15 protein-coding genes are annotated in these 14,997 nt (G+C 65.6%); 5 read left to right on the top strand and 10 right to left on the bottom strand.

From position 1 onward, the window contains the following. Positions 1-58: 58 nt before the first annotated feature. Complete coding sequence (locus JFY56_RS07030) at positions 59-418, top strand: PilZ domain-containing protein (protein WP_208312818.1); 360 nt, start codon at positions 59-61, stop codon at positions 416-418. A 160-nt stretch (positions 419-578) separates the two neighbouring features. Here JFY56_RS07030 and JFY56_RS07025 read toward each other — a convergent pair whose 3' ends face one another. The 6 genes from JFY56_RS07025 to JFY56_RS07000 are packed head-to-tail and all read right to left on the bottom strand — an operon-like array spanning position 579 to position 7,454. After that, on the bottom strand, positions 579-1,910 hold the full coding sequence (locus JFY56_RS07025; RefSeq protein ID WP_208312817.1) for a DUF58 domain-containing protein: 1,332 nt from the start codon (positions 1,908-1,910) through the stop codon (positions 579-581). Beyond that, positions 1,907-2,932 (bottom strand): AAA family ATPase, encoded by a 1,026-nt coding sequence (locus JFY56_RS07020; protein WP_208312816.1) that lies wholly within the window; start codon positions 2,930-2,932, stop codon positions 1,907-1,909. The genes JFY56_RS07025 and JFY56_RS07020 overlap by 4 nt, the downstream gene beginning before the upstream one ends. Then, complete coding sequence (locus JFY56_RS07015) at positions 2,929-4,170, bottom strand: DUF4350 domain-containing protein (protein ID WP_208312815.1); 1,242 nt, start codon at positions 4,168-4,170, stop codon at positions 2,929-2,931. Before JFY56_RS07015 ends, JFY56_RS07020 begins: the two co-directional genes overlap by 4 nt. Next, positions 4,167-5,747: a DUF4129 domain-containing protein gene (locus JFY56_RS07010; RefSeq protein ID WP_208312814.1), complete on the bottom strand. Its 1,581-nt coding sequence runs from the start codon at positions 5,745-5,747 to the stop codon at positions 4,167-4,169. The genes JFY56_RS07015 and JFY56_RS07010 overlap by 4 nt, the downstream gene beginning before the upstream one ends. Further along, positions 5,734-6,720 carry a stage II sporulation protein M gene (locus JFY56_RS07005; RefSeq protein WP_208312813.1) on the bottom strand — a complete coding sequence of 329 codons (987 nt, stop codon included), beginning with the start codon at positions 6,718-6,720 and terminating at the stop codon, positions 5,734-5,736. Before JFY56_RS07005 ends, JFY56_RS07010 begins: the two co-directional genes overlap by 14 nt. Next, positions 6,717-7,454, bottom strand: a complete 738-nt coding sequence (locus JFY56_RS07000; protein WP_208312812.1) for an RDD family protein — start codon at positions 7,452-7,454, stop codon at positions 6,717-6,719. The genes JFY56_RS07005 and JFY56_RS07000 overlap by 4 nt, the downstream gene beginning before the upstream one ends. A gap of 145 nt (positions 7,455-7,599) precedes the next feature. On the opposite strand from JFY56_RS07000, the gene sbcB reads away from it, so the two are divergent. After that, the gene (gene sbcB, locus JFY56_RS06995; protein ID WP_208312811.1) at positions 7,600-9,030 is read left to right on the top strand and encodes an exodeoxyribonuclease I; all 1,431 of its coding nucleotides are present in this window, start codon (positions 7,600-7,602) and stop codon (positions 9,028-9,030) included. A 70-nt stretch (positions 9,031-9,100) separates the two neighbouring features. On the opposite strand, the gene mvaT is transcribed toward sbcB, so the two are convergent. Continuing rightward, a complete protein-coding gene (gene mvaT / locus JFY56_RS06990) occupies positions 9,101-9,475 on the bottom strand; it encodes a histone-like nucleoid-structuring protein MvaT (protein WP_208312810.1) in 375 nt (124 codons plus the stop codon). A 405-nt stretch (positions 9,476-9,880) separates the two neighbouring features. Between mvaT and purU the strand changes: the two genes are divergently transcribed. Continuing rightward, on the top strand, positions 9,881-10,732 hold the full coding sequence (gene purU, locus JFY56_RS06985; RefSeq protein ID WP_208312809.1) for a formyltetrahydrofolate deformylase: 852 nt from the start codon (positions 9,881-9,883) through the stop codon (positions 10,730-10,732). Positions 10,733-10,770: 38 nt separating this feature from the next. Next, a complete protein-coding gene (locus JFY56_RS06980) occupies positions 10,771-10,962 on the top strand; it encodes a hypothetical protein (RefSeq protein ID WP_208312808.1) in 192 nt (63 codons plus the stop codon). Between the two features lie 154 nt (positions 10,963-11,116). Here the strand turns inward: JFY56_RS06980 and JFY56_RS06975 are convergent, their stop codons facing one another. The 3 genes from JFY56_RS06975 to upp all read right to left on the bottom strand — a co-directional run bounded on the left by JFY56_RS06975 (position 11,117) and on the right by upp (position 14,190). Continuing rightward, the gene (locus tag JFY56_RS06975) at positions 11,117-12,103 is read right to left on the bottom strand and encodes a lysylphosphatidylglycerol synthase transmembrane domain-containing protein (protein WP_208312807.1); all 987 of its coding nucleotides are present in this window, start codon (positions 12,101-12,103) and stop codon (positions 11,117-11,119) included. Positions 12,104-12,258: 155 nt separating this feature from the next. Beyond that, a complete protein-coding gene (locus tag JFY56_RS06970) occupies positions 12,259-13,548 on the bottom strand; it encodes a uracil-xanthine permease family protein (RefSeq protein WP_208312806.1) in 1,290 nt (429 codons plus the stop codon). Between the two features lie 3 nt (positions 13,549-13,551). Next, the gene (gene upp, locus JFY56_RS06965) at positions 13,552-14,190 is read right to left on the bottom strand and encodes a uracil phosphoribosyltransferase (protein WP_208312805.1); all 639 of its coding nucleotides are present in this window, start codon (positions 14,188-14,190) and stop codon (positions 13,552-13,554) included. Between the two features lie 155 nt (positions 14,191-14,345). Between upp and JFY56_RS06960 the strand changes: the two genes are divergently transcribed. Further along, a complete protein-coding gene (locus tag JFY56_RS06960) occupies positions 14,346-14,903 on the top strand; it encodes a hypoxanthine-guanine phosphoribosyltransferase (protein WP_208312804.1) in 558 nt (185 codons plus the stop codon). Positions 14,904-14,997 lie beyond the last annotated feature (94 nt).

Genomic DNA, 14,997 nt, shown 5'->3' with positions numbered 1-14,997 from the left:
CGGACCCGTAGTGGGCGGCATCGTCATATTGACGGATACATCAACAGTGAAAAGCCCTATGCGTGAACAACGACATATAGAGCGTCATCAGTTGCCGTATTACCTGAAGGTGTTCAACTGCGTCACCGACAAGCCGATGGGCTACATCGGCAACATTTCGCTCGATGGCATGATGCTCATCAGCCAGCTGCCGATGCTGGTCGGCGGCCGTTTCGAAATGCGCCTGAAGATTCCCGGGCAGGACGGCAAGCTGCAACTCATCGAATTCGCCGCCACCTGCCAGTGGTGCCGCGAGGACGTCAATCCGGGGAACTACGACTCCGGCTTCTGCCTGGTGGCGCCGCCGGCCGAATATGTGGAGCTGGTCGACGCCCTGCGCCGTTATTTCAGTTTTCGCCGTCAGGTGGAGTCGGTCTGAAGCGCAGGGTGCGCTGAGCCGACCTGTACGGTCATCGGGGGCACCAGGGACGGTAGCCCGCGCTTTATCGTAGGTTGGTGCTGAACGCAGTGAAGCCCAACAGTGCCACGCCCGGCAGATGTTGGGCTTCACTGCGTTCAGCGCCAACCTACGTGTTGCTTCAGATCGCTCCCGCCTTCTTCCAGCCCAGGTAGCGGCTGACCAGTTCCGGTCCGAGCCGGCTCGGGCGTTCGTCGAGCACCGGTACGCCGTGGGCGGCGAGCTTTTCGTGGAGGTCGCTGCGCGAGTTCAGGTAGTCCAGCGTGCCGCAATAGGCCAGGGCGTCCTCGTAGCCCTGCACCGGCGTCTGGCGCAGGCGGTCGAGGACTTCCTCGCGCAGGCTCGCCACCAGCACGCGATGCTGGCGTCCCAGGCGCTTCACCGCACCGAGCAGGTCTTCGTCGTCCTCGTCGCGCAGGTTGGTCACCAGCACCACCAGGGCGCGCCGGCGCTGGCGGCTGAGCACGGCCTGGGCCGCCGCCGAGAAGTCCGCCGGGCGCTGGCTGGCGTCGAGGTCGTAGACCGTGTTGAGCAGCGCGCTGAGCTGGCCGCTGCCCTTGGCTGGCGGCAGATGGCGCGGATGGTCGCTGGCGAGGGTCATCAGGCCCACCGCATCGCCCTGGCGCAGCGCCACGTAGGCCAGCAGCAGGCTGGCGTTGAGCGCATGGTCGAAGTGCGAGAGGTCGCCGTCCTTGCTGCGCATGCGCCGGCCGCAATCGATGAGGAAGAGGATCTGCTGGTCGCGTTCGTCCTGATACTCGCGGGCGATCGGCGTGCGCTTGCGTGCGGTGGCCTTCCAGTCGATCTGCCGCAGCGTGTCGCCGTCACGGAATTCGCGCAGCTGGTGGAATTCCAGGCCGAGCCCGCGGCGCTGCCCGGAGCGTACGCCGATGCGGTTCAGCCAGTGGTCCACGGCCATCAGTTCGGCGCCGTAGAGCCGGGCGAAGTCGGGGTAGACGCGGGTCTCGTCGCGGGTTTCCAGATAGCGCCGGCCACGCCACAGGCGCAGCGGGCTGCGCAGCTGGATTTCGCAGCGCGGGAAGACGAAATGCCCGCGCGACAACGGGCGCACGCGATAGCCGAGCTGCGTGCTTTCGCCCGGGCGCAGCTCGACCGCCTGCGGCAGGTGTTCGAAATCCATGCCGGCGGGCAGGTGGTCGAACAGCGTCACGCGCTGTGCCTGGGTGAAGTTGTGATGCAGTTGCAGGCGTACCTCGCTCCAGCGCCCCAGCGGCAGGTTGCCGCTGAGCTGGCGTTCCAGGCGTGGCGAAGGCAGGCGGTGCAGCCAGAAGGCGTCGAGCAGGGCGAGCAGCACCACGGCGACCAGCAGCCCCCGCCAGAGGCTGCCGAGCAGCTCCGGCGGGTGCAGGCCGAGGGCGGTGGCGCTGCCGAGCAGGATCGCCGCGGCCAGCAGGGCGCCGAGCAGCGCGAGCAGTGCGCGCGACGGTTTCATGTGCGCGGTGCCGGTACCTGGTCGAGCAGTTGCTGCAGCACCTGGTCCACCGACAGGCCTTCGATCTCCAGCTCCGGCGACAGGCGCACGCGATGGCGCAGCACGGCGAGGGCGCTGCCCTTGACGTCGTCGGGAACGACGAAGTCGCCGCCGCGCAGCAGGGCGCGGGCGCGGGCGCAGCGCACCAGGGCGATCGAGGCGCGCGGGCCGGCGCCGAGCGTGAGACCGGGCCAGGTGCGCGTGGTGCGGGCGATGCGCACGGAGTAGTCGAGGACCTGATCGTCGATCGGCAGTTCGCTGGCGATCTTCTGTAGGGCCAGCACGTCCTTGTCCTTCAGCAGCGGCCGCAGGGCGGCAACGTCGAGCATGTCGCTGCGCGCCGAGCGGGTGACCTGGCGCACCAGGGTCTGTTCCTCGGACTCGTCCGGATAGTCGATGCGCAGCTTGAGCATGAAGCGGTCCAGCTCCGCCTCGGGCAGCGGGTAGGTGCCTTCCTGCTCGATGGGGTTCTGCGTGGCCAGCACCATGAACGGTTGCGGCACGTTCAGGGCGCGGCCCTCCAGGGTGACCTGGCGCTCCTGCATGACTTCCAGCAGGGCCGCCTGGGTCTTGGCCGGGGCGCGGTTGATCTCGTCGGCCAGCAGCAGGTGGGTGAACACCGGGCCCTTGCGCAGCTTGAACTGTTCGCTGGCGAGGTCGTACACGGCGTGCCCGGTGACATCGCTGGGCATCAGGTCGGGGGTGAACTGGATGCGCGCGAAGCTGCCGTCGAAGCAGCGGGCGAGGGCGCGCACCAGCAGGGTCTTGCCGAGGCCGGGGACGCCTTCGATGAGCACGTGGCCGCCGGCGAGGAGGGCGGTGAGCACCTCGTCGATCACGCCGACCTGGCCGATCAGCGCCTTCTGCAGCTCGTGACGCAGGGCCTGGGCCAGCTGGCTGGCGCGCTGGCGCTGAACGGCGGGGCTGGCGGGCACCGGGTCGGCCGGAGTCAGGTTCGGTTGTTCGGGCGTATGTTCGGTCATAGAGCGTTCCTGAGACTTTGCAGGTGGGCGACCTGGCGCGTGAAGTCGGCGGCGGAGAGGCGTTGGCCCGGATACGGGCGCATGGCCTGGCTGATGGCACTGCTCGGCATGCGCGTCAGGCGGCCGAGGACCTGCCATTGTTCCGCGACGGGCAGGTGTTCGAAGCCGGGCTGGCGTTGCCGCGCCCGGCGCAGGATATCGCGCTGCAGACCCTGCAGCAGGGCGACGTGGCCGCGCTGGCGGAACAGGAAGTCGGCGCTGGCGCGCAGGTGTTCTTCCAGCTGCCGGCGTGCGCGGCTGGGCGCCGGCTGCAGCGGGCCGTGACGCAGGCCGGCGCGCCACAGCACCAGCAGGATCAGCACGGCCAGGGCGACCAGCGCCTCGGGGAAGTTGCGCCAGAGCAGCACGGCGAGGTTGTCGTTGTCGGCGCGGTAGACCAGGGTGACGTCGCTGTCCTGGGTCAGGTACCAGAGCAGCCAGGCGTTGTCGTAATGGTCGAGCTTGTCGTTCTGCCAGATCCAGTTGTCGGTGAGCACGGTCACCAGGCCATCGCCCTGGCGCAGTTGCAGCAGGTGGGTGGAGCCCTGGCTGTTTGCCCAGGCGTAGGCCAGGTTGCGCGAGTCGAACAGGTGATAGTCGGTATCGAAGCCGATGTAGGCCGGCGCGCTTTCGTTTTCCAGGTAGAGCTTGGTCAGTTCCGGATAGGGATCGTCGCCGAGCAGCGAGGGCTCGTCCTTGCCGGCGCTGTCGGGAGCGTCCGAGGCTTCGCTGTCCGCTTCCGCCTGCTCTTCCACGGCCTCGTCGTTGCGCTTGTCGAAGTCCTCGCTGAGGAATTGCTGTACGCCGAGGCGGTCGAGAACCAGGTCGCCGCTCTTGCCCTGTTTCTCGTCCCACAGTCGCTCGGCGGTGACGATCAGGTGGCCGCCCTTGCTCGCCCAGTCCAGCAGGCGGTCGGTCTGGCCCGGCGTGACGTTCTCCCGGCTGGCGAGGAGGACCAGCGTATGTCCTTTGGCGGGCAGGGAGTCGAGGACTTCCAGGCCGCCAGCGGTGGCAACCTTGATGCCATGGTCGCTGAGAAAGGTTTCCGCAGCCAGATAATCGTTGGCGCGCGCGGCCGGCGATGGGCCGTGCTCGACGGTTTCGCTGTAGGGGGTCAGGTTGCGATACAGGTAGAGGCCGCCCGCCCCCAGCAGCGCAAGCACCAGCAGGCCGACCAGGTAACGGGTGGTCCGCGTCATGCCTGCACCCCGCTGCCGAACAGCTGGCGCCAGCCATCGCACAGGCTGGCCTTGAGCTCGTCCGGCGGCGCCACGTGGCCGTAGGCGAGCGCCTGCCAGTGGTGGGTGAGGGACTGCGTATAACTGTTCAGCTCGGCGCTTTCCAGTGTCCGGACCTTTTCCAGCACTTCGCCCTCGGTGTTCGAGTCGCGCAGGGGCACACGGAGTTCGTGCAGCAGGCGACTCAGCAGGGCGCGATAGAGCAGGCCCAGGGCGGCGCGCGGCTGGTCGTTCCACAGGCGTTCGGCGGTGCTGGCGACATCCTGCGGAAGACTTTCCGGCGCGAGCTCCAGACCGAACATGACGTTGGGGGCTGCGGGGGAGACGCGTTGCGCCAGCCCCAGTCGCCCGGCGAACAGGCGCAGCCACTGGCGGTAGCGCCAGAGCAGCAGGGCGATCACGCAGAACAGCGCGGCCCAGAGCAGCACCTCGATCATCAGCGTCATGGTCCTGAACACCCGCCAGTTCTCCAGGGCATCGATCAGCGAGCGCAACCCGCTTTCATCCCTGGCATCCCCGGTCGGCTGCGCGGAGCTCTTCTCGCCCAGGCGCCAGCGGGTCACGGTTTCGCTGTGCCTGAACGGCGGCGCGGCGAGGATCTCTTCCGCCGCCCTGTGCGCCTGCTCGCTGCTGAGCTTCTGCTTCATCAGCCGTGGGGCTTCCGGCCCGTTCGGGTCCTGCGATGGCAGCGCGCAGCTCTGTGCGTTGCTGGCGGCGGCCCAGGACGGCTCGGCAGGCAACAGGACCAGGCCGCCGGCGATCAGCAGCAACACGGCATAGGCGCTGCCGATCAGGCGCTGGCGCAGGCGGCGGAACACCAGCTCGATGTCCCAGGCTTCCAGTTCCGTGCGGCGGTTCAGGTAGAGGGTAAAGCCGCAGGCTACATAGACCGGCTCCCAGACCACCAACACCAGCGCGTAGAGCAGGTTGGACAGGTGATCCAGCCACAGCCAGTTGTCCTGGGTGGCGCGGATCAGCGCCTGCCATTTCCAGTCCGACAGCCATTGCTGCGGCAGCAGCAGGTAGAACAGCGCCATCAGGCCGAGCCAGAGGGCGAGTTCCAGGTGCATGCCGACCAGCGTCAGCCAGGTCGCGCCGCCGGTGTTGCGCTGGCGGAGGACGGCGAGCCGCTGCTGGCGTGCCTCCCCTTTCAGGCCTTCGAGCTGCTGTACCGGCAGCGCGAAGCTGCGTATCGGGCTGAAGCGGCGCCACAGCAGGCTGGGCAGCAGTTGCGTCTTCAGCAGACCGGGGAAGGCGCGCAGCGCTTCCTTCAGCGTCGGCGTATCGGCGAACAGCGCACGGGACAGGATGTACAGCGGCAGGCGGTCGAAGGCCGGCTTCAGCCACCAGAACAGCAGGATGACCCAGCCGGAGTAGTCCCACAGCAGCAGGCTGAGGACGAGGAACACCGGCAGGCTGACCAGCGCCCAGCTGGCCATCAGCAATCCGGCGTGGCGGCGCGCCAGGAGGATGCCGAGGTCCAGCGCTTCCCAGGCGCTGCGCGGGCGGATCGCCACGCTGGCATCAGTCAGGCGCATGGCGAGTCCGTCCGGCGAATGCGAAATAGCTGCCGACCAGCAGCCAGAGCAGGGCGCCGACCGCGTATTTGACCCTGGGGCCGAAGGCCGTCACCGACGACCAGTAGCCTTCGACGAAGGCCGCGAGCAGCAGCAGCACGATCACCCCGCCGATCAGCCGCACGCTGCGCGCCGCCGCCTGGCGCAGGGCTTCGCCGCGGCTCAGGCGTCCGGGGGCGAGCAGCGCCCAGCCGAGCTTGAGGCCGGCGGCGCCGGCGAAGGTGATGGCGGTCAGCTCGAAAGCGCCGTGGCCGATGACGAAGGACCAGAAGGTCTCCACGTAGCCGATCTGCGTCAGGTGACCGGCCACCGCGCCGATCATCAGGCCGTTGAACAGCAGGAAGAACAGGGTGCCCAGGCAGAACAGCAGGCCGCTGGCGAACGTCTGAAAGGCGATGCCGATGTTGTTCATGATGTAGAAGGCGAACATCTGCCAGTCGTCGCCGGTGTCGCGTGCGCCCATCGGGCCGAGGCGGCTGGTGTCGGGTGCGTACATCGATTCCATCTCGGCGACGCGGTCGGCGCTCAGCAGGCTGTAGACCAGGTCGGGGAAGCCGTAGACCAGCACGCCCATCAGCAGCAGGCTGCCGTAGAACAGCAGGCTGGCGACGGCGATGCTGCGCCATTCCTCGCGGACCAGGCGGGGGAAGCCGGCGACCAGGAAGCCCAGCATGCGTGAGCCCAGGTGGCTGCGGTGACGGTAGAACTGTTGGTGGCCGCGCATCGCCAGTTGCTGCAGCTGGTCGATCAGGTGGCTGCTGTAGCCGCGCTCCCGGGCCAGTGCGAGCTGCTGGCAGATGCGCCGGTAATCGGCGGCGAAATCGCCCACGGGGGTGGAGTCTCCGTTCTTTTTGCCGCCCTCCAGTTGTTCGAGGCGCTTGGCGAAGCGCTTCCACTCGCCCTGATGGCGTTGTTCGAACAGGCTCTGCTTCATCTGCCGTTCCCGCTGCCGAGCAGACCGCGGGCGATGCCGTTGATCCGTGCTTCGGCCTGCGCCGCGGGTACGCCGAGCGGCTCGGCGAGGATGCCGGCGAGTTCTTCCCGGCGCGCGGCGGAGAGACTGGCGCCGCGCTCGGCGAAGCCCATGAAGGCGCGCTGTTCTTCCAGGCTGAGCGGCCAGGGGGAAAGCTGCGGCGGGACGTCCGGCAGTTGCGGGCGGGCCGGGGTGGGCTCGCGATAGATCACCAGGGTGCCGGCGGCGATATCGCCCAGGCGCTTGAACTCGCGGTTGGACAGGCAACTGAGCAGGCCGAGGGTATAGCCGAACGGCAGGATGTCGGCGAAACGCAGCAGGTTGCGCAGCAGCGAGGCCGACCAGCCGACCGGCGTGCCATCGTCATGCACCACGCGCAGGCCCATCAGTTGCTTGCCGGGCGAGCGGCCCTGGTTGAGCACTTCGAACAGCACCATGTACCACCAGGTCAGGATGAAGGTCAGCAGCAGTCCGAGACCGGTGCCCAACTCGCCGAGGAACGCCAGCAGCATGAACATCGCCAGCATCAGCAGGCCACGGATGCCGAGGTCGATCAGGTAGGCGAGGGCACGCGGGATGACTCCGGCCGGCCGCAGCAGCAGGTCGATTCCCTCCGGGGTTTCCACCCGCTGGCGGGTATCCAGAAGGGCGCCGGGCGGAGGGTTGGCAGGGCGTGGAGGTACGGCTGCGCTCAAGGGAGCTCGCTATCGCTGGAGTTAAGGTCTGATGCTATCCAGCGCGCCGCGGCGAGGCAACCGGCCGCGTCGAGCATCGGCGCTTTCGCACATTGCCGGGTGAACGCGGTGGTAGACTGCCGCGTTCACGGAAAGAGGGAGCGCCATGAACGCCAGCATCTTCTGGTACGACTACGAAACCACCGGAACGGACCCGCGCCGCGACCGTCCGCTGCAGGTTGCCGGCATCCGCACCGACGAGGCGCTCAACGAGATCGGCGAACCGCTGAATCTCTATTGCCGGCCCAGCGATGACATCCTGCCGCATCCCGTCGCCTGCCTGATCACCGGCATCAGCCCGCAGCGCCTGGAGGAACGGGGGCTCTCCGAAGCCGAGTTCATGACCCGCCTGCACACCCAACTGGCCCAGCCAGGCACCTGCGTGGCCGGCTACAACACGCTGCGCTTCGACGACGAAGTGACCCGCTACAGCCTCTACCGCAATTTCTTCGATCCCTACGCCCGCGAATGGCAGGGCGGCAACAGCCGCTGGGACCTGATCGACATGGTGCGCACTGCGTATGCGCTGCGCCCCGAAGGCATCGTCTGGCCGCAGCAGGACGGGCAGGTGACCCTGAAGCTGGAGCGCCTCACCGAGGCCAACGGGCTCGAACACGGCCAGGCGCACGACGCGCTTTCCGACGTGCGCGCAACCATCGCCCTGGCGCGGCTGATCCGCGATCGCCAGCCGAAGCTGTACGACTTCCTCTACCGTCTGCGCAGCAAGCAGGGCGTGCTCGACCAGATTCGTCTGCTGCAGCCGCTGGTGCATATTTCCGGACGCTTTTCCGCCGCCCGGCATTACCTGTCGCTGGTCCTGCCGCTGGCCTGGCACCCGCGCAACCGCAACGCCCTGATCGTCTGCGACCTGCGCGCCGATCCGGCGCCGCTGCTGGAACTGGATGCGGAAACCCTGCGCAAGCGCCTCTACACCCGGCGCGAGGAACTGGCGGACGGCGAGCTGCCGGTGCCGCTGAAGCTGGTGCATGTCAATCGCTGCCCGGTGCTGGCGCCGCTGAATGTCCTGCGTCCGGCGGATCGCGAGCGTATCGGCGTGGATATGGAAGAGTGCCGGCGCAATGAAACGTTGCTGGTGGAAGGAAAATCTGTCTGGAAGGACAAGCTGGCCGAGATATATGCCGAGGAAAGTTTCGCCGCCAGCGAAGATCCCGAACAGCAGTTATATGACGGATTTATTGGCGATCGGGATCGGCGCTTGTGCGAGCAGGTGCGTCTGGCCGATCCGCAGCGTTTGGCCAAAGAGCAATGGCCGTTCGATGATCCGCGACTTCCGGAACTATTGTTCCGATATCGCGCACGGAATTTCCCGGAAACTTTGAACGCTACGGAACAGCAGGAGTGGTGGAATTTCTGCCGTCAGCGCCTGAGTGTCGCGGAGTACGGCGCGCCGAATACGCTGGAAAACTTCGATGCGGCATTGACGACGCAGCTGCAGGAGGCGGAGGGCGGAAATCGGGCATTGCTGGAAGCCTGGCAGTCCCATGCCCGGCAATTGCGCGAACGCTATTCGCTGTAACGGCTGAAATATTTCAGCAAGAAATAAAAAACGCCAGCCGAAGCTGGCGTTCTTTTATTGCCGATTCGAATCAGCCGAGCAGAGTGGCCCAGCTTTCGACGGTATCCGCACCCCACTTGGCCTTCCATTCCTTCAGGGTCTTGTGGTTGCCGCCCTTGGTTTCGATGACTTCGCCGGTGTTCGGGTTCTTGTACTGCTTGACCTTGCGAGCACGCTTGCTGCCGGTAGCCTTGGCAGCGCGCGAAGGCTTGCCGAGTTTGGCGTCCGGATCGAGCAGGGAGATGATGTCGCGCAGGGACTTCTGGTAGCTGCCCATCAGGGCCCGGAGTTTTTCTTCGAACTCCAGTTCCTTCTTGAGCTTGTCGTCTTTCTCAAGGTTTTTCAGGCGCTCTTGAAGTTCCTTGATGGCTTCCTCTGTGGCGCGGTACTCGTTGATCAGGGACATGTCTGGGTACCTTGTAGCTATTTTCTAGGTAGTGGTTATTGCTGTGCCATCAATAATAGTCAGCGGATATGTTCAAGTAAACCGAATCTCAAAGTTTTGTCACTGTTTATCATTGGACACCAAGTTTGTTGGCCGACATTTCGCCAATTGACTTCCGAGGTCTCGATTTTCCGGGGCTTTGCCGGCGATAGTGGACTGCGGAAATTTTCCGGCCCTGCACTGTTACTTGGAGCCCGCATTTGTCGCGCATTCAGAGGGACGCGTTATAACCCTGCGCGGAGTGTGCATTCATGGGGCGGTAATCGCTGTCCTGCGGAGTGAATTGCGGAAACCGCCCTTCGCTCGACGGCACTCCCTCCCAACGCCTAGAATGGCGCCCTTCGCGAAGTATCTGGAGTACACCCCATGCGCACTTTCCGACTGGTGATCGCCTGTCCTGACAGGGTTGGGATCGTCGCCAAGGTGAGTAATTTCCTGGCCACTTATAACGGCTGGATCACCGAAGCCAGTCATCATTCCGATAATGACAGCGGCTGGTTCTTCATGCGCCATGAAATCCGCGCCGATTCCTTGCCGTTCGATCTGGACGTATTCCGTCAGGCGTTCGCCCCGATCGCCCGCGAGTTCTCCATGGACTGGCGGGTCACCGATTCCTCGGTGAAGAAGCGCGTGGTACTGATGGCCAGCCGCGAGTCGCACTGCCTGGCCGACCTGCTGCACCGCTGGCACAGCGGCGAGCTGGATTGCGAAATCCCCTGCGTGATCGCCAACCACGACGACCTGCGCAGCATGGTGGAATGGCATGGCATTCCCTACTTCCATGTACCGGTCGATCCGAAGGACAAGCTGCCGGCCTTCGCCGAGGTGTCGCGCCTGATCGACGAGCACCGCGCCGACAACATCGTGCTGGCGCGCTACATGCAGATCCTGCCGCCGGACCTGTGCCAGAAGTACCGTCACCAGGTGATCAACATCCATCACAGCTTCCTGCCCTCGTTCATTGGCGCCAAGCCTTACCACCAGGCGTCGATGCGTGGGGTCAAGCTGATCGGCGCCACCTGCCACTACGTGACCGAAGAGCTGGATGCCGGCCCGATCATCGAGCAGGACGTAGTGCGCGTCACCCATCGCGACAACGTCGAGGAGATGGTGCGGCTCGGCAAGGATGTGGAAAAGATGGTGCTCGCCCGCGGCTTGCGCTATCACCTGGAAGACCGCGTACTGGTGCACGACAACAAGACGGTGGTCTTCGACTGATACGCCTGGCGGGCGCTGCCAGGCAGGAGGATGCGGCCATGTCCGATCCGAAGAGTCCCGGAACCGCAACCCCGCCGCCGATCCTCGGCGAGGGTTGCACCGCCCGCTATGACATCGATGCGCTGGGCGAGGAGGACGGCACCGAGTTTCCCGGTGCCGCCGAGCTGTGGCAGCGCGTTCAGGCCGGGTCCTCGGAAGAGGACGATCAGGAAAAGCCCGGTTCAACGTAGGTGGGCTGGGCGTAGTTCGATACCCGTCATTGCCGAACCCGCATGGGTATCGCTTCGCTCAACCCATCCTACGACGCTGGGGAGTTGCGCGTAGGTTGGCGCTGAACGCAGTGAAGCCCAACGAAAGCTGTTGGGCTTCGTTCCTCAGCCCATCCTACGTGCCGATGATTTTCTTCAGCAATGGCCGCCCGGCCACCAGGGCGAATACCGGTCCGCCCGCGATCAGGTAGAAGTAGTAGGTCACCACCCGCCAGATCAGGATCGCCGCCGCCGCAGTGGGTTTGCCCACCAGCGGTGCCAGCAGCGCCGCCGAGGTCAGTTCGGTGCTGCCTGCGCCGCCCGGCAGCAGCGTGGCCAGGCCGGCTACCAGCGACAGCAGCTGGATCAGGAAGGTCCAGGCCCACTGCAGTTCCTCTCCTAACGCGTGCAAGGTCAGGTAGAGCACGCTGAAACGCAGCGTCCAGTGGCAGGTGGTCAGCAGGAACACCAGCAGCAGGGTACGTTTCGGCTGGCGCAGGCTGATGGCGAGGCTGTCGCGGAAGTGCAGGAGCTTCCTGCTCCAGCGCAGGCGCTTGAGCGGCGAGACCTGCAGGCGGTCGAGCAGACGGCCGTTGAGGCGGATCACCTGGCGCTGGAAGCGCCCCAGCAGGACCACGCCGACCAGGAGGCCGCCAAGGAACAGCGCGCCCAGCGCCAGCGAGCCTTCCAGATCGGGGCTCAGCGTGTGGGAGAGCGCATAGCACAGCACGCCGATCAGCGCGCAGAGGAAGAACAGCAGGTCGCTGAGCTGGTCGACCGCGAAGATCGCGCTGCTTTGCGCCGGCCGCATGCCGCGCCGGGCCAGTAGAGCCATCAGGGTCAGTGGACCGCCGGTCCCGCCCGGTGTGGCATAGAAGGCGAATTCCGATGCCATGATGATGCCGACCGACTGCGCCTGGCCGATCCGCCCGGCGCGACCGGCGAGCAGGACGCGCAGCTTCTGGGCGTTGATCAGCCAGCACAGCACGATCATGCCGAACATCAGCAGCAGGGTGCCGAGGGGAAACCTTGCCACCTGCTCGAACATCTGCCGGCCGCCGAGGATCAGCGGTATGGCCGAGGCGCAGAGCAAGCCCGCCAGCAGCCAGTACCCACGCTTCATGGCCGGGGCACCATGCCGGATCGAGTGCGCGCCGTCATGCTGGCTGCGCATCGAGGGGTGAATACAGTTTCCATGCAGTGTGGACCGTCGTGGCGGCCGGGTGTTCGTTGTGCTTCGGAGACAGAAGCCCGGCCCTGTTCCCAGGGCCGGGACGCTTATTCCGCTTCGTCCGGACGGGAGCCTTCTTCGAGCGCCTTGTTTTCCCAGCCTTCCTCACCCGGCAGGATGAAGTTGAGGAGGATGGCGACAATCGCGCAGAGGGCGATGCCCTTCAGGCCGAAGTCATCCGGGCCGGTGCCGGTGCCGATCAGTACGCCGCCGATGCCGAACACCAGCGTGACCGAAACGATGCACAGGTTGCGCGCCTGGGACAGGTCGACCTTGTGGCGGATCAGGGTGTTCATGCCCACCGAGGCGATGGTGCCGAACAGCAGGCAGAGGATGCCGCCCATCACCGGGATCGGGATGCTCTGCAGGATGGCGCCGAACTTGCCGACGAAGGCCAGGCCGATGGCGAACAGCGCGGCCCAGGTCATGATCTTCGGGTTGTAGTTCTTGGTCAGCATCACCGCGCCGGTGACTTCGGCGTAGGTGGTGTTCGGCGGGCCGCCGAACAGGCCGGCTGTCGAAGTGGCAATACCGTCGCCGAGCAGGGTGCGGTGCAGGCCGGGTTTCTTCAGGTAGTTGCGGCCGGTCACGCCGCCCACCGCGATCACCCCGCCGATGTGCTCGATGGCTGGAGCGAGAGCGACGGGGACGATGAACAGAATCGCCTGCAGGTTGAATTCCGGTGCGGTGAAGGCCGGTATTTCCAGCCATGGGGCAGCGAGGATCTTGGCGGTGTCGACGACGCCGAAGACGAATGCCAATGCATAGCCGACCAGTACGCCAGAGATGATCGGCACCAGGCGCAGCATGCCGCGGGCGAATACCGCGACGATCAGGGTGGTGACCAGCGCCGGCATGGAAATCAGCATCGCCGTGCGATAGGGAATCAGTTCGGTGCCGTCGCCGGCCTTGCCCATCGCCATGTTGGCGGCGATCGGCGCCATGGCCAGGCCGATGGAAATGATCACCGGGCCGATCACCACCGGCGGCAGCAGGCGGTCGATGAAGCCGGTGCCTTTTATCTTCACCGCCAGGCCGAGGAAGGTGTAGACGAAGCCCGCGGCGACCACGCCGCCCATGGTCGCGGCGAGGCCGAACTGGCCCTTGGCGAGAATGATCGGGGTGATGAAGGCGAAGCTGGAGGCGAGGAACACCGGCACCTGGCGGCCGGTGACCAACTGGAACATGAGGGTGCCGAAACCGGCGGTGAACAGCGCGACGTTCGGGTCGAGGCCGGTGATCAGCGGCATCAGCACCAGGGCGCCGAAGGCCACGAAGAGCATCTGCGCGCCGGAGATGACCTGCCGCCAGAGCGGCTCGTTGAATTCATCGGCCATGGATCAGTTGTCCTTCTGCTTGGTGCCGAAGATCTTGTCGCCGGCATCGCCCAGGCCGGGGATGATGTAGCCGTGCTCGTTGAGGCACTGGTCGATGGAGGCGGTGAATATCTTCACATCGGGATGGGCGTCCGCCACCGCCTTGATGCCTTCCGGCGCGGCGACCAGCACCATGGCGCGGATTTCCTTGCAGCCGGCCTTCTTCAGCAGGTCGATGGTGGCGACCATGGAACCGCCGGTGGCGAGCATCGGGTCGATGATCATTGCCAGGCGCTCGTCGATCTCCGGAACCAGCTTTTCCAGATAGGTGCGTGCTTCCAGGGTTTCCTCGTTGCGGGCGACGCCGACGGCGCTGACCTTGGCTCCGGGGATCAGGCTGAGCACACCGTCGAGCATGCCGATGCCGGCGCGCAGGATCGGCACCACGGTGATCTTCTTGCCGGAGATCTTCTCGACCTGAACCGGGCCGGCCCAGCCTTCGATTTCATAGTTTTCCAGCGGCAGGTCCTTGGTCGCCTCATAGGTGAGCAGGGCGCCCACTTCCTGCGCCAGCTCGCGGAAATTCTTGGTGCTGATATCGTGGCGGCGCATCAGGCCGATCTTGTGACGGATCAGTGGGTGACGAATCTCGAACACGGGCATGAGGTGGGCTCTCCGTCAGGCTGGGCAAAAAAAGTGCGGTAGCGTAATGCATCCTAGACATCTTGGGCGATGATTGTGGTCTACATTCGTCCGCTGGCACTTGCTCCATGGCAGACGGGCGAGTAAGTTTGCGCACTTTTTTCGGGAGAGCCCTCATGTCCGCCGATCTCGCGCACATTCGCCAAGTCATGGCCGAAGCCGATTGCCTTTACAACGAGGCCGAGGTGGAAGCCGCCATCAGCCGCGTCGCCGAAGCGATCAACGGCGAGCTGGCCGAAAGCAACCCGGTCGTGTTCTGTGTGATGAACGGCGGCCTGATCTTCTCCGGCAAGCTGCTGCCGAAGCTGAACTTCCCGCTGGAAGCTTCCTACCTGCACGCCACCCGCTACCGCAACGAAACCACCGGCGGCGAGCTGTTCTGGAAGGCCAAGCCGGAGGTTTCCTTCATCGATCGCGACGTGCTGATCATCGACGACATCCTCGACGAAGGGCACACCCTCTCGGCGATCATCGATTTCTGCCGCCACGCCGGCGCCCGCAAGGTGCACACCGCCGTGCTGATCGACAAGGATCACGGCCGCAAGGCGCGCCCGGACCTGAAGGCCGACTACGTCGGGCTGTCCTGCATCGACCGCTACATCTTCGGCTACGGCATGGACTACAAGGGCTACTGGCGCAACGCGCCGGGCATCTACGCGGTCAAGGGCCTGTAACACCCTGGCTGCGGTAGGTTGGGCTGAGCCTGCGAAGCCCAACGTTGCCAGGCCAGACAGATGTTGGGCTTCACTGCGTTCAGCACCAACCTAC

The organism is Pseudomonas schmalbachii, assembly GCF_017589465.1.
Lineage (GTDB): Bacteria > Pseudomonadota > Gammaproteobacteria > Pseudomonadales > Pseudomonadaceae > Pseudomonas > Pseudomonas schmalbachii.
The sequence above is the reverse complement of the archived record's forward strand: the minus strand, read 5'-3'. Positions and strand labels throughout refer to the sequence as shown.